Here is a 17746-nt window from a genome sequence, read left to right on the forward strand (position 1 = left end):
TACAAATATGAAATTTTCATTGAGGACTAAACATAATACGCAATGATTTTTCAGGCAGCTATCGGACGACAATGGTCGAAGAGTCATGAGGTCGTTGCTCATAGCAATTCCCGCGCTGCTCATGGTGGGTTTCGGTGCGTGGGCTTTTCTGGTCCTGGTCGTCATGGAGCATTGAGAATGTGGACAACCCATCACAAGTCCGGCCGTCGCCGTAACGAGATCAACGACTACTGGAATGGCAGCGCCTCCGACGAGCGCGATGTGATCTGGCCATACTGGGTATTCGGTATCGCTCTCATGGCGATCGCCGTGATCGCCATGTGGAGCCTGTAGCGTCGGCGTGCGGAAACGTGCCGAGTCGAATCGTACGTGATGATAAGATCTTGAGGCCATCAGAACGGGTTCTTCAGGAAACGCCGGCCTGACATTCGCTTGGGCGCATGAACAATGTCGATAAACGCGCGCAACGCGGCGGGAGGCTGCCGCCGGCCCTGATAGTAAAGATAAACGCCCTCGATGGGCGGCGACCAGCCTTCGAGAACACGCACCAATTGGCCGTTGCGCAGCAACGGTTCGACCAGGGCGTCGAGAGTGTAGGCGAGTCCCAGCCCGTCGAGCGCCGCCAGAATCGCGGTTTCCGTGTCGTTGACGGTCAGACTTCCGCGAACCGAAACAAGCTTCTTGCTTCCGTTCCGTTCGAATCTCCAGCGCCAGAGCTCGCCATCCTGGGCGATGCGATACTGGACGCATTTAGCGGTCATGAGCGCCGTATCGCGATTTATTGCGGCCAGGCGGAGCGTGTCGATAGCCGAGGTACTGTCTCGGCCGCCGATCTAGAGCTTGGAATTGCATTCACACCGTTCCGCAGATCGTCCTAACTAATGCGCCGCTGGGGCGTGTGCGGAAACGCGGCGACTAGGCGTTTAAGGCGCAATCGCCGGCGAGCGGAAAGCTCGCCGGGTGTGAATAAGCGTCCAAGAGTGACCCCTTCACCGCTTGGCAGATCAATAGCTTAGCTCGCCGATCGGCGTCGGGACCCCAGGCCGATTAACACTCGGATATACCTGATCGACGACTTCACCGCTTCTGGCACGACGTTTAGCGCCGCACTTTATGCCGCCGATCAGGCTGTCTAGCGCTATGGATACAAATCACGGGAACGATATCGAACGGCTACGGCCACGACAGCCTTGCGGCCGCGACTGTTTTTGAGACCGCCAATGACGTCGGCGCTGAACTAGCCCGTGCGGTTGCGCAGAAAGCTTGTGGTGTATCATCGATGCGGGTGAGGCCAGTCTCGGCACTCGGCGCCTCTCAGACTCGAACCCAACTCCGATCGTACCCAGACGGCCTTCGCTTACGCGAAGCGGAATCTTCGCAACGACCTCCCGTCGAACAGCTTGCCGAGGCGGCTAGATAGAGGCCGCGCCAGTTCAATCGCGCTTTCCGCAGAAATCGGGCAGTCTCCCGCAGAGACGGCGGCGTGGCCAATGCTCGAGCGAGGCACCCATCCATCGACATGGTGTCGCAAGCGACTGCATTCGCCAATCACGAGCGTATGCGTCGGGCCTTCCTACCGTTTTGGGCTACCGCTGCGCAAGATGCGCCGCAACGTCCAACTTGCCTGAGCCGCCCTTGTTGGCCGAAAAGGTTGGAATGTCCATGTAGCCACCCTCGATCGCGAGCGTGCCGCCGAAGGGCTTGATGCCGGTGTAACTGAGATAGGCATTCTCGATACCGGTGAGGCCGCCACCCGGAAGGAAACCAACCGATGCGCCGCCGACGCTTGCTGTGCTGGCAAACCCGTCGGACGACCCGGCGAAGTCATAGATGAGAGCGTAGTTCCAGTCGCCCCAAAATTTGCCCAACACGCCGATGCGGGCGCGGCGCGCATTGAAGCCATCGTCGAGACGCTGGGGAACGGTTGCCCCAGTGTTGGGATGATAGTCATAGCCACCGACGTCGAAATGCAAACGGCTCGTGATCGCGACGCAGTTCTGTTGATCCGCGGTACAGATCGTCGGCCTGTTGTTCGGCATTAATACAACCGCTTAGGGCAGACCGGCAGGGCCTTGACCGGAAGCGCGGCTGAGTTGTTGGGGGCGGAGGGTTTCGCGGGCGCCGTCGCGATAGCTGCGATCCGCGCATCGGTTCGCTTCTGAATCTTGTCTAGTTTTTCTTCCAGTAACCGAATCTGCTTTTTCAGCCCTGTGATTTCTGCATCTGTCCTTCCGGCGGACTGCGCGTGTGCTTGCGGGTTGATAGTTGTTGCGACCACCGCAACCAACAGAGTTATTCTCCACATTGCAGACATTGCTCGCATCCATCTTTCCCAAATCATCACCGATGAGCCAGCGTTCTCATCAAATTAATATGACGACTATCATGCTACAACTCATGGGCCCAACCCCGATCACAGGGGGCTCTCGACAACGTGATTATATGATTGTTGTAATCTTAACGGCGGCCTCTAGCTGCGACAAGCGTCAACGCGTCAGCGCAACCGCCTCACAACGATCGTGGGTATGAAATGAATGATGACTTTTGGCCCGCAAAGTTAGCATTTTTTTCTGTCGTGCTACTGGTCTTTGCAATCGGTTGTGCTCGGGCTCATGATCATGAGCACCCCGAGTTGAACAGTTGGTATGAGAGATTGCACAGCGGCAAGGGACCGTGCTGCGACGGCAGCGATGCAAAGCGCGTCGACGATGCTGATTGGGACACTAGGGAGGGTCACTATCGCGTGCGGATCGATGGCGAGTGGGTTGATGTGCCGAACGAAGCTGTCGTGGATGGACCAAACCGCGCCGGCCACACAATGGTTTGGCCTTACTACTTAGATGGTCATCCGAAAGCGCGCTGTTTCATGCCTGGAAGCATGGGCTGAGTTTGGTGGCCTGGAACTGGTGTCCTCAGAGCGAGCATCACTCACGCTGCTTGAGCGTTACCAGCCGTCAGCCCAGAACCAACTGACCAGGGGCCGTCTCCGGGATGCGCACGGAAATCCTTCGCATTACCTTGAAATTCGCACAACGGCGTATCCAACCCATACACATCATCGCATGGTCACTCTGGCGCCGTGCCAACCAAGCCGAAGCACGCCGCGCCCATCTCAAAAGAAAAGCGCAACTGTAATGCTAGGGGGACAGTCTCGCAAAGGCCATGCGGTGTAATGCCCGCGTGGCCTTTTGTCTTTTATCGTCGGATCGGAAAAATAGGGACCATGGGCGAACGGCCGCTTCCGGCGCAAAGCAGTCATTGAGGTGCGGATGTTAGATCTCGCTAGCTCCCATTAATTGGACCTAGTCCAGATTTCCTTGGACTGGACCGACCAGCATTGCGAGCGTCAATCCAAACGCGTGTAGGATCGATCATTGTTCTCAGAATAGCGAGATTCCGACCGACACATCAGTTGCCAAGCTACCTGCATGAGCCGACGATTTCTCCCTTACTCGCGCGAATGAAGCAGAACTGAAGTCTCAGGCTGGGCCTGCATATCGCGTTGTAAACAAAGAAAAACTGGCGCACCCGACACGATTCGAACGTGTGACCTTTGCCTTCGGAGGGTGGCGGTCAGGCGCGCAGACGATCTCTTAGTCACGGTGTATGTACGCGTGGCGTTTATTTCAGGCGGAAAAGCGCAGCACATCCCGAAGGCTGCGGCTTGCTATGGAAGAGCATAGATAAATCTGCTCCTCTTTCACGCCTCAGCCGTCCATCGACCCAATGAAAGCAACCCGTTGGGCTTATGTTGCGACATCGTCAAACCAGTGTTCGGCCAAATTGTGTATCACGCAAATTTTTTGCGCTTCATGGAACGCGGCAGGACCAATTACTTGCGCCTGCTCGGGACCAGTCAGCACGCTGCTCCAGGAAGCGGAGAACGATGCGCCCGGCTTTACCTTTGTCGTCCGGTCGATGACAATCGATTTTCTAAAGCCGGCAGTCTTGGACGACGTGCTTGACGTCGTTACTCTCCCGCAAGAGGTGAGAGGCGCGTCAATTACCTTACTGCAGGAATGCAGGCGGGCAGAGGATCTCTTGGTCACGGCGCGTGTACGTGTGGCGTTTATCTCAGGTGGAAAAGCGCAACGTGTCCCGAAGGCGCTGCGGCTTGCTATGGAAGGGCATAAATGAATCTGCTCCCCATTCAAACCCTGGCCGTCCGGCTACCAACGAAGAGGTGCGTCGCGCCGCGGATCCGAAGGAATATTTCGAGGAGATCCAGGACGTCAAAGTGACCAAGGACATGCTCGATCTCGCCAAGCACATCGTCAATCAGAAGAGCGGACGGTTTCAACCCGACAAATTCGAGGACCAGTACGAAACCGCGCTGATAGCGCTCATCAACCAGAAGCGCGCTGGCAAGCCGATCGTGCCGAAGGAGCGGCCGAGGGGCGAGAACGTGGTCGACCTGATGGAGGCGCGTCGGCGGAGCCGCGGCCGAGACCAAGGTTCCGAAGAAGCCGGCCAAGAAGCCGCGGAAGGCGGCGGCCGGGCAAAAGGAGATGTTGATGCCGATCGCCGGTAAGAAGCCGGCGAAGGATGCCGTTGCAAAGGAGCCGGCGGCCAGGCCGCAGCGTCGGTCCGCTTAGTGCGGTCCGCTTGCGTGCGGCCGCGTAGGAACCAACCGGTGCCGGGACCGGTTGCTTCGCTGCGACCACAGGAGGATGCGCATGGACATGAGGGAAGCCTCTGCGATGACGGAAGCCTCCGGTCTTGTGGACCATCCGGACGGCACCACGCCCGCTTCCGGGTCGCGGCCACGCGGCGAAGCGGAAGGAAATTCCCGGCCGCTCCACTCGCGCTTGCGACAAGACCCGCTGCGCCTTTCGGACGAGGTGCGAACATTGGCGCGAGAGGCGCCGCTGACGTCGCTCTTCATGGCATTTCTGCTGGGAGTTTGGGTGGCCCGCCGGCGCTAGGAGAGCTGCAAACGCAGCACGAGCCTGATGGCGCGGAAGCTCAAGACATTTCAGACCTCGCTTGCTTCTATGATCTCGCCATCGCGGCCCTGGAGGCCTGGAGTGCCGGCAGCAATCTCTTCCATCAGGGTGTTGCCAAAGGAGACCGACGATCCGGATGTGGTCGCAGCGACCATGTCGAAACCGGGCGTGGTCCTCAAGCGGGCGGCGGGATCGAACGGACGCTTCGCCGAGCAGGCCGGCCTGCCGACCGACCTGGGCGACGAGGGCGGGGGCACGCGAAGGGAGAGCCGCCGTCCGGAGCCGAAAAGGCGGTCGGCTACCAAGATCAGCGAGAAGGCCGCCCGCAAGGCCGCCGCGGATTTCGATCGCGAGCAAAAGCGGCGGGACGCACGAGCGCCAGAGGCGGCGAGAAGGAGCGCGCCAGGCGCGAGAAGCTCGTCGTGCGAGCGCAGGCGAAGCCCGATCAGGCGCAGCGGGAGCACAAAAAAAGGGCTGAGTCTCTCGATGCCGAACGAGCCGCGATCGAGAAGCGTGTCCAGGCCGAAGACACCCGGTGGGAGAGCGAGAAGAAGAAGTTGTTGGCCTCTTTGCGTCGGGCGCGGGACTAGAATCGAGGCGCCAACCGGCGGGCGCTCAACGCGTTCGCGGGACACCCGCTCCGCCCATGAGGACCGCGAAGGGGACGGCCCATGCCGCCGCGGCGTCGCCCAGAAACACCATGCCGAGTACCGCCTGCGTGAACATCATGGTGTCCTCCGCAACGCGGCGGCCCAAGGCCGCCGCAGCCGCATCGGGACGCCGCCCGGGCGGGGCGGATCGTCGTCCTCGCCGTCGAGACGGCGCAGCGCCGCCAGGATGTCGGCGAGCCGGATGAGATGTCCCATGCCGGGGATCTCGCGCAACGCGGGACAGGATTCGACCGCAAACAGTCGGACGCCCAGGACGAGAGGATAATCCGCTTCTCCGGTGTGGAAAGCTCCGCATCGTTCAGGACGTCGTCCGGAGACGCGTAGTGCGCGGCCGGGTGGAAGAGGGGATCGAGTTTGCCGGTGTTCGTGGTGGCGTTGGTCATCGGTTGCCTCCTTTACGCTCCTTTCTTCGGGACGGTGGTATAGTGGAACGGACGGCGGCGAGTGCCGCCGCCCGTAATCGCCCGTTACTGGGTGTTGATGGCAATGCTGTGTGTACCGAAAACCCTATCCGGGTTTATCGAATGATAGAATCGGCTAAGTTGGCGCGATGATCGCGCTGATCTGCTTCGTTCTGGCCGTGCTGGCCTCGCCATTCAAGTCGAACATCCGGCTTGAGGCGGAGAATGCAGTGCTTCGACATCAGCTGATCGTCTTGCGACGCAAGCTGAAAGGCCGGGCTCGCCTCACGAACAACGACCGTTGGTTCTTCGTTCAGCTCTATCGCTGGTTCCCGTCGATCCTTCCGGTTCTCATGATTATTCGACCCGAAACGCTGGTGGGTTGGCATCGGGCCGGCTTTCGCCGCTATTGGCGTTGGAAATCGTGTCGACGGGGAGGGCGACCGCAGATCGAGACAGAATTGCGCGCGCTGATCCGGCAGATGAGCACAGAGAATTTGCTTTGGGGTGCGCCGCGCATCCACGGCGAACTGCTCAAGCTCGGGTTTAGCGTCGCTCAATCAAGTGTCGCCAAGTATATGGTCAAGCGACGCGGGCCTCCAAGTCAGGAATGGCGGACCTTTCTGCGAAACCACGCGCCGGACATCGCCGCCATGGATTTGTTCGTAGTGCCGACCATTGGCTTTAAGCTGCTGTATGGCTTCGTCATCATCCGGCTCGATCGCAGAGATCTCGTCTGGATCGGCGTCACAACCAACCCGGCGGCGGAGTGGGTTGCACGTCAGATCACCGAGGCTTTTCCTTGGGATGGCGCTCCGCGCTATCTGATCCGAGATCGAGATCGAATCTACGGCACTGTCGTCACGCGCCGACTGCGTGCCACGGGTATCCGAGACAAGCCAATTGCACCGGCCTCGCCTTGGCAGAACTGCTTTGCCGAACGGCTGATCGGATCGATCCGGCGCGAGTGTTTGGACCACATCATTGTCCTGGACGAGGAACATCTGCGTCGGATTCTGAAAAACTATGCGGACTATTACAACGGCGTGAGAACGCATCCGTCATTGAACAAAGATGCGCCTGTCTCTCGCCAGGTTCAGCGATCCGGCGTCATAAATTCGCGCGCTATACTGGGCGGACTTCATCGTCAATACGTTCGGATTTAGATTTTCGGTACACACACCTGGCGCTCTTAGCGAAGGAGGCGCTGGGCCACGATCCGATGAAGGGCGTGGCGGTGGTCTTCCGTGCGAAGCGCGCCGATCGGGTGAAGATTGTCGTCTGGGATGGCAGTGGCCTTGTGCTGTATTGGAAGCGGCTTGAGGGCGGCGGCTTCAAGTGGCCACCTGTTGTTGACGGCGTGATGCGGATGAACGCCGCGCAGTTGTCGGCGCTTCTGGCCGGCATGGATTGGACACGCATGCACGCACCTCGAATCCCGCAGCCGAAAGCGCTTGCGTAAGGATATAAAATCTTCGCTGCATCGGGGCGCGAAGCATGGCAGACTCGGGCCAATGAGTGATTTGCCTGATGAGCTGCCGAGCGATCCAGCCGAGCTGCGTGTCTTTGCCGCGGCTCTGCTGGATCGCTGTGCCAGGCTCGAGCGGTTGCTCAAGCTTGCAAAAGATGCGCAGTTCGGTCGATCGTCGGAAAAGCTTGACGCTGATCAGCTACAGCTTGTTCTGGAGGATATCGATGAGGCCGTCGCGGCTCTCGAAGCAGCCGAGGATCGCGCCGATCCCAAAAAATGCGAGAGGAGAACTGCCGAGCGCAGGGCCAATCGCGGCAAGCTGCCGGAGCATTTGCCACGTATCGTCGAAACCCTGATGCCCGCTGAAACCTGTTGCCCGTGCTGCGAGGGCGTCCTTTTTGAGATTGGGAGCGATGAGAGCCAGAGGCTGGACGTGGTACCGGCGCAGTATCGCGTAATCGTCACCCGCCGACCCAAGCTGGCCTGCCGCGCCTGTCATGGCGTCGTTCTCCAGCGCGCCGCGCCGGAACGCTTGATTAGGGGTGGGCTGCCTACAGAGCGGCTCGTCGCGCATGTGATCGATGCCAAGTATCATTGGCATTTGCCGCTCTATCGTCAGGCGCAGATGCTGGCGACCCACGGTATCGCGCTCGACCGCTCCACGCTCGCCTTCTGGGTCGGCTACGCCGCCCAGGAGCTGAAACCCTTGTGGCATCGTCTGCGCGAGATGTTGCTCGCCTCCTCGAAGCTTTGTGTCGATGAGACGCCAGCACCGGTATTGGATCCGGGGCGCGGCAGGACCAAGACCGGTTACTTCTGGGCGCTGTCGCGCGATGACAGGCCTTGGGCCGGGCCTGAACCACCTGGGGTGGTCTATGCCTATGCACCGGGCCGTGGCGCCATTCATGGCTTGCGGCTGCTCGAAGGCTACCGCGGCATCATCCACTGCGATGGCTATGAGGCCTACAAGACCATGACCCGGACGACGCGTGCGGACGCACTGTCCGGCACGCTCGCCTTCTGTTGGTCGCATCTACGGCGCCAGTTTGTGAAGATCGAGCGCGAGGCTGCTCCGGCGCCGGCGCCGGTTGCCCGCGAGGCTCTCGTTCGCATCGCCCAGCTCTACGCGATCGAGAAAGCCCTCCGCGGCCGATCTGATGCCGAGCGCCGTGCGGGCCGGCAGGCGCATGCCCAGCCTCTGGCCGCAGCCTTGAAGCAGTGGTTTGAGGCAAAGCTTGGTCACCTCGTGCAGAAGGGTGAGACGGCGAAGGCTTTGCGCTATGCGCTGCGTCATTGGGACGGTCTGACGCTCTACCTTGATGACGGGCGCATCGAAATGGACACCAACGCGGTCGAGCGTGCGATGCGGCCGATCAAGCTCAATGCCAAGAACGCCCTGTTCGCGGGGTGCGACGAGGGTGCCGAGAATTGGGCATTGCTGGCTTCGCTGATTGAGACGTGCAAGCTCAATGGCGTCAGTGCCGAGCACTGGCTTACTGACGTCCTCGCGAAGCTCGTCAATGGTTGGCCTGCGGCACGACTGGATGAGCTGCTCCCCTGGGCATCGACTTACACGATGCATGCTCACGATCCGGGGCTGGCAGCATGAGCCTCACCACGACCGCTGTCCGGATCAAGGTGACCCTCAAGGACGTGAAACCGGCGGTGATGCGGTGCCTCGTCGTACCCATCACCCTGCGTCTTGATCGGCTGCATCTGACGCTTCAGGCGGCCTTTGGCTGGACGGATAGCCACCTCTTCGAGTTCCTCGCTGGCGAAGGGTGGCATTGGGGCATTCCTGATCCCGATAACGATTTTGGCCACCAGCCCATCGATGCCCGCAAGGCGCGCCTCTCCGATATCGTTCACGAGACCGGCGCCAAGACGATCCATTATCTCTATGACTTCGGCGACAGCTGGGATCACGTGATCAAGCTCGAAAAATGGTTCGACAACACGCCAACGGACGGTCTTCCGCTTTTGCTCGATGCCGCCGGCCGCTGCCCGCCAGAGGATGTTGGAGGTGCGCCCGGGTATGCCGACTACCTCGATGCCATCGGCGACCCTACCCATCCAGAACATGAAAATATGTGCCTCTGGGGTCCGCAGCGGTTCGATCCCAACGTCGTCGATCGAGCTGCGCTCGAGGTCGCCGTCAACGCATTGTCGGAAACATGGAAGCCGCGCCGGCGCACCACGCGCTCAAAATAGACGTCAAGCGCCAATCAAAAGGGCCGCAGAGCTACGCTTACAGTTGAGCGCTCATCACCGGCTTTCAATTACCCACAATTTCTGCACCGACTATGGCCCCCAGCGCGATGTCGGTCAGGCGCGATAGCCCGCGCCACATGACCGTGTTGCCGGGCGGAGGATCGTGGGCGCGGGCGAGATAGCCGCCGAGCCTGGCGATCTTGGCCAGGTAATGTGAGAGGGTTTTCCGTCGAGCTTGCGGTTTGTCATTCACGAGTCGATCGAGCAGGGCGATTTCAGTTGCGGTCAACGCAAGAGTCGGTAGCGCCCCTGGAGCTGCGCGATTGAGCATCGTCATCCAGAAGACCCGCCAACTGAGGATGCAAAAGACAGAGATCAGGTTGGTCAGACGCTGGGCGGTCCGGAGCTTCGATTCCTCAGCTTTGCAGCCCGATTTGAGGATCTTGTGTAAGACTTCGATTTTCCATCTTAAGGCATACCATTCGAGTTTCTCGATTGCGTCGGCGCGTGAGCCCACAGGCAGATCTGTAATCAGCTTCCACTCGATCTTCTTTCTGTTCTTCGGCGTTACGCGCTCTTCGGCATGGATCACCGTCAAGATCAGCGCAGGATAGCGCTTCTGCTTCCCAATTGGCGGCAGGACGCGAATCTTGCGATATCTGATCTCAAGGACGGCTTCATCGGGATCGCCGTTGTTGTTTCTGACGTCGATGCGATGCAGTCCTTTGACGGCGACCTCGTCCATTTCGTCGGCGATCGTGTGATCCCCATCCCCAGCCAAGCGATTAACGCAAGTCCTGATCACGAAATGCGTTCCAGCTTCGCGAGCCGCGCAGAACAGCTCATAGATGTCGCTCTCGCGATCACCGATATGGATGCATCGTCCCGGATCGCGCAGCAGCTCTGTGGATTGCCGGACATTATCCAGCCATCGGACGCTCTCCTTCTTCTCGATGGGAACGCGCGTCGGGTTGATCTTCTTTTTAAGCGCGGCAGTCCCCTTGAATTTCTTTCGGGTCCAGAATTTGACGGCCGTCAGTCCAAGCGGCAGCCCCTCGGTCGTTACCGCCAGGCTCGAGTGCATCAGGATGCCGCAAACCGTGTGCGATCTCAGGCGGCCGGCCTTGTCCCGGCCGCTGTTTATGCTCTTGGTGATCCCGATCGCGTCTGAGTCCTCCCTTCGATAGCTGAACTCGGTTGTATCATGGAGCACCAGAACAGCACCGCCTGTGGCAATCGTGCGCTCACGCGTCGATTGAAAGTGGCCTGCCAGAATGTCCGCCTCACTGACCCGGTCGTTGGAGAAAAAACGATAGGCAGCCTTTGTGTTGGCCCAATCCTGGCAAACCAGCGGAATGCTTTCTCCCATGGCGCTCCCGATCTGCGCCACCAGTTTGCGGAGCCGCTTGTTCAGGCGCTCGTCGGCAAGGCTGCAGCCCGCGAGCTCACGATCAAACCATGCGCCTGCTTCTCCGTCCATTGGCACCGCCCCCGCGAATCGGTGCCAGACAAGGAATCACGGTCGATTCCTGCGATGCAACAGTTTATGCGCTCCCTCAGCCCACTCGGCTAAATGTGGGTAATTGAAAGCATCACCGGATGCTTACCCGGATTGCGAGCTCATCAGCTCATGAGGGCCTCCCGGCCGTGCCGGCCGGGCACATTCAGTCCGATACACGTCGAAGATTTCCGATATGCGTGAGGCCGCGGTGCCGCGGTATGCCGACGATGTTGAGCCGGCTCAGTGCGCGCTCATCCTCGCAGACCAAGCGGGGGCGCGACTTCGCTGCGACTGGCGCGGCCGATTTTGACGATGGGGTGACGCTATGGCCTCGATTGGGCTTTGGCTGCCTCGGGTGCACTCGGACAGCTGCTTCGCCAACTAATAGGAGCAGCAAACAACAGCTATTGACGTCTCCCGCCGACGGCCTATGCGGAAGCCCGATTGACCGACCCGTGTACCCGCTTCAAACGGTGACGCGGCGAGAAAGCTCGGGCGAGACTCTCGAAATCCTCCGACGGCATGGGGCGCCCGAACAAATAGCCCTGGTAGTTGAGCTGTCCATGTCGCGCCAGGAACGCATATTGCTCTTCCGTTTCGACGCCTTCGGCGATGACTGAAAGGCCAAGGCTCTTGCTAAGCGCTATGATCATCTGGGCTATCGCGGCGTCATTAGAGTCGACCAGAACGTCCTTGATGAAGCTGCGATCGATCTTGAGCTGGTCAAGCGGCAAACGCTTCAGATATGAAAGCGCTGAATAGCCGGTTCCGAAATCATCGAGGCTGAAACCGACGCCAATTGCTTTCAATTTGCCCATCTTGGCGATCACATCGTCGACGTTGCTGACTAATGTGCTTTCAGTGAGTTCGATTTTGAGGCGATGGGGATTGGCGCCGGTTTGCTCAACGATCGCGCAGACCTCTTCGACAAAATTCTTCTGACGCATCTGCAGGGCGCTGACATTGATCGCGATGGTCAGGCGTTCGGTCGCTGGATCGGCCGACCAGCGAGCCAGCTGACGGCACGCAGTTTTCAACATCAAGGCGCCGAGCGGAAGGATGAGACCGGTGCTCTCTGCCACCGGGATGAATTCGCTAGGAGAAATCATGCCTTTATGCGCATGCGGCCAGCGCGCCAGCGCTTCTGCCCCCAGCAGCTTTCCTTCGTGATCTACCTGCGGCTGGTAATGCAGTAAAAGCCGTTCGTTCTTAAGGTCTTCTCGTAGATCGGTCTCGAGGGCAGCGCGGGCTGTAATCATGGCTTGCATGGCCGGGTCAAAGAACCGGAGGCCATTTCGGCCCGCGGTTTTCGCATCGTACATTGCCAGATCGGCTCTCTTGAGCAACTCGTCAACATTGCAGTCATCAGTCGAAAACAAGGTCACGCCAACGCTGGGCGTACAGGGGTATTCATACGTATCGAGTTGAAAGGCATCGGTGAAGGCTGCGAGAATCTTTTCGCCTATCGCTTCGGCCTTCAAGGCTGCGACCTTTGCTTTCTGTGTACCCAGATTGGCGAGAAGAACGACAAATTCATCGCCGCCAAAGCGGGCAACTGTGTCATCCGCCCTCACACAATGGGAGATGCGCTGAGCCGCACATTTCAGCAGCATATCGCCCATGTGGTGACCCAGCGAGTCGTTCAGTGTCTTGAAATTGTCGAGATCAATGAAGAGCAGGGCGCCGTAGGAGTTGCTACGGATCTTGGCATTGAGGGCCTGGCGCACGCGGTCGATCAGCAGGACGCGGTTCGGCAGGCCTGTTAGCTGGTCAAAAAAAGCGAGTTCTTGGATCTTTTCCTCAGCGTGCTTCAGTTTAGAAATATCATAATACGAACCGATGTAGTTGGTAACCTCGCCCGTCTCGTTTTTCACAGCGGATATGGTCAGCCAGCGCGCGCAGTTTTCTCCGCTCTTGGTTCTGAGACTCATATCACCTTGCCAGCCGCTAGTCGCTTGAACGGAATCCCACATACTGCGGTAGAATTCGGCATCACGCCGATGGGACCGGAACAGTCTCGCGGTTTGTCCCACCAATTCTTCGATCGTATAGCCGGTCAAGTCCACAAAGGCGCGGTTGGCACTCAGGATTACGCCTTTGGTATCGGTGACGATCATGCCTTCCTGAGCATTGAAGGCAGCCGCGGCTATGCGCAATTCAGAATTTGACTTGTCCAGAGCCTCGCTCTGCCGCTGCAGGTCGGCCTCAATGGCTTCGCGACGCCTGATCTCTTGCGAGAGAGCGAGATTATTTTCGGCCAGCTCCGCTCGGTGTCGATTGGACTCGACGAACTTGATTTGTAGCCTCGCCGCATTTTGACGCATTCGCTCGAAGCCGATGGCCAGCATAAATAGTACGATAGCGAAGAGGCCAAGATAAAAAACGGAGACGGGTGAAAGCGTATGGCCGTATAGTTCATCCTCGCTGGCCAGCCGTAGGACGGAAAGTCGAGTGCCGGCAACTGGCGAGCGAAGTGCGAGATATCCTTTCAGTTCAGAAGCGTTGAGATTTGACAGAGGTTGTATGCGGCCAGACGGAAGCTTGGCCAGCGAGGGGCCTTGGGTGACAACGGCCGAGTGCTCTCGCTCGATCGGGAGCAGCACCTCCCCATCGTCTCCCAGGAGGAATTCGCGCGGCTGTCCGAGGTCGTTGGTAGCTACCAGTGAGGAAAGTAGATTGAGGCTGCTTACGGTCTCGACCTTTCCCCTTATCTTGCCCTTTTGGAGTACCGGTGCGCTGGCCACAATCAGGCGGCGCTTGTCATCGATCTGAATCGTGGGTTCGGTCAGCTTGTCAAGCGCCGGAGAAGATGGCGTCGCGCTAGACGAGCCGACATCAACCTGCGCGACGCCATTGCGATCGAAGAAACCCAATCGCAAATAGGTGGCTTGGCCCTGATATTTCTCCTGGTCCAGGGTCGCCTGAAAGCGGCGCTCGATTGCGGCCAAATTGGCGAAGAGGCCATATTTGACGGACATTCCGAGATCGAGATTGCTGAAATAATTAGATATGTCCTCGCTGGCGGCGAGCCGCGCGGCGGCTTGGCGGCGTTCAGTCAAAAAATCGTTGATCTCGGTGGCGCGCGCTTCACCGATCGACACCAGACGCGCATCCGCGTTTTGCCGCAATTCCACTTGCGACGTATAGAGATTGCCAATCAGAAAAAACATCGACAGCAGAAACGCCGCTGCTGCGATCAAGAGCCAGCGCGGAGCCAACGATCGCCTGAATCTGATCAGCGAAGCTACCATCAATGCGTTTTCGCGAAATATTCCGGGAAGAATCGACGGATGCCGGGATAATATTTGTCCACCAGCCTGTCATAGACGCCGGAGGCCTTGATCTCGCTCAAATATGCGTTGAATTCATTGCGCAAAGCTGGCGCGTCCTTCGGAAAGGCGGTTGCCAACGTTTGCTGGTCGGAGATCGGTCCCAGAATCTTGATCTTGCCCGCCCATTTGCGCAAATCCAGGATGGCATCCGGTACGTCGAGCAGTGTCAGTTCGGCTTCGTTGTTGAGCATGGCCGGGACCATCTCGTTCAGGTTGGCGCTTTTGTTGTAAGCCTTCAAATCAATACCGACGTTGACCAAGCCGTAATTGGATGGATCTAGGCAGGTGCGCTCCATCACGAGTACGCTCTTGGATCCGATGGCCTTCCGGGTATTGACGATGTCGGCTGCGAGATCGGCGCCGTCCTCGATCGGCTGAAGATCAGACTCGGCTGGTGCCACCAGCAGAACCTGCGAAGGAAGGGTCGGCTCGGAATATAGAAGGATTGCCTCACGCCACGGCAGCACGGTGAAGCCGCTCGATATCACGTCGCCTTTAATTGGATAGTCACCTGCCAGCGTGACTTCGCCATTTTTGCGCACCACATCCTTGCCGAGCAGGTCGCGGATGACCGAATAAAAATCCGAGTAGACAAGCTTGTAGGAGACGCCAATTCTTTTGGCGAAACCCTGCATCAGCTCGACGTCTAAACCATCGCCCGCGCCGGTCACAAAGTTGGCGTAGCGGATGCCAATATGGCGGATTTCGCCTCGCTGCTTGATCTCTGCAAGATCGGCTGCCCAGCTTGAGGTCACGAAAAGGAAGGCCATGGCGCCGCTCAGCGACCCAAGGAGGAAGCGTTTCAGGGACATGGAGGCGCTCTTTATCTCTGTGCCAGTAGAAGCGCCTGCAATCTATAGCTGTGAGTTTAAGAAAGGATGGCGGAATACAACAAAGTAGATTTCAGTTTTCGGAAAAACCAGTTTGTCGGTAAAGGATTGATTACAGACTAGGTGCTGAGTGCAGGGGAAGATTATTTGATCCGGGCGAGCCTTTCAATTTCTTGAGATCGTTCAGCACCGACCGCCACGGACCCATCGCGCTCAAGAGCGTGCTTAAGCATAATATGGTCAAGTATCCGGAAAACTGCTGCCAATGCGGAGTTTTGCCGGACAATAAGTGATGCCCTTGCTGCCCTATTTGCGCATAAAACAGGACCAGCGGCGCACCACCCAACATACTGGTCGTCAGGTACTGAAGAGGGGTGACGTCAAACATCGCTGCAATGAAATTCACCAGTGGCGCGGGCACGAGCGGCGAGAGGCGCAGTCCGAGCAAGGTCAACCAAAGCCTCACAGCCGATTGCTGATTTAACGGAGCGCTGGGACGTTGAATCTGCTTCCGATAGAAGAGAAACGCGCTCAAACCACCAAAGGCGCTGCCGAGCAGCACGGTGGCGCCTCCGTCCAACCCATCCATGTAAAAACCGGCCGCTAGGCAAATCATTGGCATGGAAGGAAAGGCCAGAAATGCAAGGACGGTGGATGTGACCAAAAACACCACAGCGGTGCCGAGTGGATGCGCTTGGGTCATTGTTTCAAGCCCCGGAAACACCTGCCAAACGGCCTCTCTCGATATAGGCGATGCAAAAAATCCCAGCGTCAGAAACATGACGACTGCCATATAGACGATCAATGGCTGGTGACCACGCATCCGCTATCCCAAACTGGATAGAAGAGGCGGCATGTAATCAAAGCTGTTGTAGGTATTCCAGAAAAGAACCTTCTTATTCTTCAGCACCCCCGCTTGAGACATGGTGAGCAACGAGCGCCATGCTTTCAAAGTAAAAACCGGATCAAGGCTGAGCCCCGCCTCCTTCAACTCGTTCGCCCACGCAACGTCGGTGGCTTCGACCAAGCCGTAGCCGGGCTCCCAGCTGGTGGAATCCGGCACGAAGATCTCGTCTTGCATCACGCGAAGCACATCGGGAGAGATGCCTGGAAACCGGATTTTTTGCAGCCACTCAACCGTGCTGCGAGCGAGTTTGGCAACATTCCCCTCCACAAACGGCAGGGAGGGTTGCCGGTTGACAAGCCATCGCGTCAGATATGATTTGTCCTGATCGGCCACTCCCACGACCTTGGTCTTCCATCCCATTAAATGGACGCCCAGAAGGAGGCCCAAAACCGTCGAGCCGCTGCCCATGGCGACAAAAATCACATCAGGCGGTGCACTCCAAGCCTGAGCGGCGCCAAGGAACTGCGCCAACTCGGCAATCGCATTCATATGTCCCAACACGCTCACTTCGTTCGAGCCACCTGGCGGAACGAGCGAATCCGTATCCGGATGCAACCAGTTTCTCGCATATTCCTGGGAAGCCTCGCCCATCAGTTCGACGTCGTTTTTGGCTATGGCAACGTGTTCAACGAGCGCTCGCAAAATCGCCAGTCGCGCCACGTTCGGGGCAGCTCCCCGGACCTCGAAAAGCACCAAATCCAGGGCACAATTCAGTGGCTGTCCGTCACCCGTCAAATCGGCCACACGATTGGCGAGGGCAAACTGCAGGGCATGATTGCTGGAGATCGCGCCAATGGTCCCTAAACGTTTGGCGCCGGACCACTTCAGATTCGGAAGCAGGAACTCGTATTTGCGCGCCTTGTTGCCAAAGACGGGATAACGCGCGCTGCTCTCATTCACCACCAGAAGATCAGAGCAGTCTATTTGTCGCGTCACAGACGATGGCAACTGCACAAGGTGGCTATTTTCCCGCACAAATATGGGTGCCCAAGGAATGATGGCGCGCGCGTCAGCCGGCCTCAGGAAAACTGAATTACCGGGTTCGCCCTGGCGAATGTAGTCGGAAAAAGAATTATTGCTTGAAAGCGTGTGGGCGATGAAAGGGCCCCCTGTGGCATCGGGATCCAGCAGGGAAGGAAAGAGTCTACCAAGCGCCAAGGATTGCGATTTCAAGGCAGCGGAGGAGGGAGCCAACCCCGCAAGATCGGCCGCCTGTGGAAGCGCGGACATGGGGGAGCGGCGTTGATGCGTGCCAACCGCGCTCAACGCGGCACCTCCGCTCAACGCGGCACCTCCTAGGAGGGCCGCTTGCATAAAGTTCCGGCGAGAGAGGTTCATTGCCTGAATGCTACCCGGCGTAGCGGCAGGTTAATCCTTTTTTAACCGTATTCCAATCCGCATGGGCGCTCAGGGAAGAAATACTCATAGGTTTGCTTAACGGAGACGCATTGAATGCGTGCTCAGGATCAGATCTGG

At 58.4% G+C, this 17746-nt stretch carries 13 protein-coding genes and 3 pseudogenes; 7 read left to right on the forward strand and 9 right to left on the reverse strand.

The genetic code is table 11. From position 1 onward, the window contains the following. Positions 1 to 177: 177 nt before the first annotated feature. Positions 178 to 333, forward strand: coding sequence for a hypothetical protein (locus tag IVB18_RS50175; protein WP_247992180.1), 156 nt, complete (start codon positions 178 to 180; stop codon positions 331 to 333). A gap of 59 nt (positions 334 to 392) precedes the next feature. Here IVB18_RS50175 and IVB18_RS50180 read toward each other — a convergent pair whose 3' ends face one another. Both IVB18_RS50180 and IVB18_RS50185 read right to left on the reverse strand, forming a co-directional pair. Continuing rightward, positions 393 to 761 (reverse strand): LysR substrate-binding domain-containing protein, encoded by a 369-nt coding sequence (locus IVB18_RS50180; RefSeq protein ID WP_247992181.1) that lies wholly within the window; start codon positions 759 to 761, stop codon positions 393 to 395. A gap of 891 nt (positions 762 to 1652) precedes the next feature. Next, a pseudogene (locus IVB18_RS50185) lies at positions 1653 to 2305 on the reverse strand (porin); the annotation flags it as partial. 1435 nt (positions 2306 to 3740) lie between these two features. On the opposite strand from IVB18_RS50185, the pseudogene IVB18_RS50190 reads away from it, so the two are divergent. Both IVB18_RS50190 and IVB18_RS50195 read left to right on the forward strand, forming a co-directional pair. Continuing rightward, positions 3741 to 4137, forward strand: a pseudogene (locus IVB18_RS50190) (YbgC/FadM family acyl-CoA thioesterase). A 67-nt stretch (positions 4138 to 4204) separates the two neighbouring features. Then, positions 4205 to 4595, forward strand: a pseudogene (locus IVB18_RS50195) (Ku protein); the annotation flags it as partial. Positions 4596 to 4975: 380 nt separating this feature from the next. Here the strand turns inward: IVB18_RS50195 and IVB18_RS52095 are convergent. After that, a complete protein-coding gene (locus IVB18_RS52095) occupies positions 4976 to 5410 on the reverse strand; it encodes a hypothetical protein (RefSeq protein ID WP_346732698.1) in 435 nt (144 codons plus the stop codon). A 261-nt stretch (positions 5411 to 5671) separates the two neighbouring features. Further along, positions 5672 to 5812 (reverse strand): hypothetical protein, encoded by a 141-nt coding sequence (locus tag IVB18_RS50205; RefSeq protein WP_247992182.1) that lies wholly within the window; start codon positions 5810 to 5812, stop codon positions 5672 to 5674. Positions 5813 to 6167: 355 nt separating this feature from the next. On the opposite strand from IVB18_RS50205, the gene IVB18_RS50210 reads away from it, so the two are divergent. The 4 genes from IVB18_RS50210 to IVB18_RS50225 are packed head-to-tail and all read left to right on the forward strand — an operon-like array spanning position 6168 to position 9700. Next, positions 6168 to 7184 carry an integrase core domain-containing protein gene (locus IVB18_RS50210; RefSeq protein ID WP_247992183.1) on the forward strand — a complete coding sequence of 339 codons (1017 nt, stop codon included), beginning with the start codon at positions 6168 to 6170 and terminating at the stop codon, positions 7182 to 7184. Positions 7185 to 7240: 56 nt separating this feature from the next. Then, positions 7241 to 7480, forward strand: coding sequence for an IS66 family insertion sequence element accessory protein TnpB (tnpB, locus tag IVB18_RS50215; protein WP_247992184.1), 240 nt, complete (start codon positions 7241 to 7243; stop codon positions 7478 to 7480). A gap of 52 nt (positions 7481 to 7532) precedes the next feature. Further along, positions 7533 to 9098, forward strand: a complete 1566-nt coding sequence (locus IVB18_RS50220) for an IS66 family transposase (protein WP_247992185.1) — start codon at positions 7533 to 7535, stop codon at positions 9096 to 9098. A 29-nt stretch (positions 9099 to 9127) separates the two neighbouring features. Then, the gene (locus tag IVB18_RS50225) at positions 9128 to 9700 is read left to right on the forward strand and encodes a plasmid pRiA4b ORF-3 family protein (RefSeq protein WP_247992186.1); all 573 of its coding nucleotides are present in this window, start codon (positions 9128 to 9130) and stop codon (positions 9698 to 9700) included. Positions 9701 to 9764: 64 nt separating this feature from the next. Here the strand turns inward: IVB18_RS50225 and IVB18_RS50230 are convergent, their stop codons facing one another. From IVB18_RS50230 to IVB18_RS50250, 5 genes are all read right to left on the reverse strand, one after another. Beyond that, on the reverse strand, positions 9765 to 11180 hold the full coding sequence (locus tag IVB18_RS50230) for an IS4 family transposase (protein ID WP_247992187.1): 1416 nt from the start codon (positions 11178 to 11180) through the stop codon (positions 9765 to 9767). 449 nt (positions 11181 to 11629) lie between these two features. Then, on the reverse strand, positions 11630 to 14452 hold the full coding sequence (locus IVB18_RS50235) for an EAL domain-containing protein (RefSeq protein ID WP_247992188.1): 2823 nt from the start codon (positions 14450 to 14452) through the stop codon (positions 11630 to 11632). After that, positions 14452 to 15345, reverse strand: coding sequence for a transporter substrate-binding domain-containing protein (locus IVB18_RS50240; protein WP_247992189.1), 894 nt, complete (start codon positions 15343 to 15345; stop codon positions 14452 to 14454). The genes IVB18_RS50235 and IVB18_RS50240 overlap by 1 nt, the downstream gene beginning before the upstream one ends. A 130-nt stretch (positions 15346 to 15475) precedes the next feature. After that, complete coding sequence (locus IVB18_RS50245) at positions 15476 to 16186, reverse strand: VTT domain-containing protein (RefSeq protein ID WP_247992190.1); 711 nt, start codon at positions 16184 to 16186, stop codon at positions 15476 to 15478. 3 nt (positions 16187 to 16189) lie between these two features. After that, a complete protein-coding gene (locus IVB18_RS50250; RefSeq protein WP_247992191.1) occupies positions 16190 to 17554 on the reverse strand; it encodes a pyridoxal-phosphate dependent enzyme in 1365 nt (454 codons plus the stop codon). Positions 17555 to 17746 lie beyond the last annotated feature (192 nt).

It is taken from the genome of Bradyrhizobium sp. 186, assembly GCF_023101685.1.
Classification (GTDB): domain Bacteria; phylum Pseudomonadota; class Alphaproteobacteria; order Rhizobiales; family Xanthobacteraceae; genus Bradyrhizobium.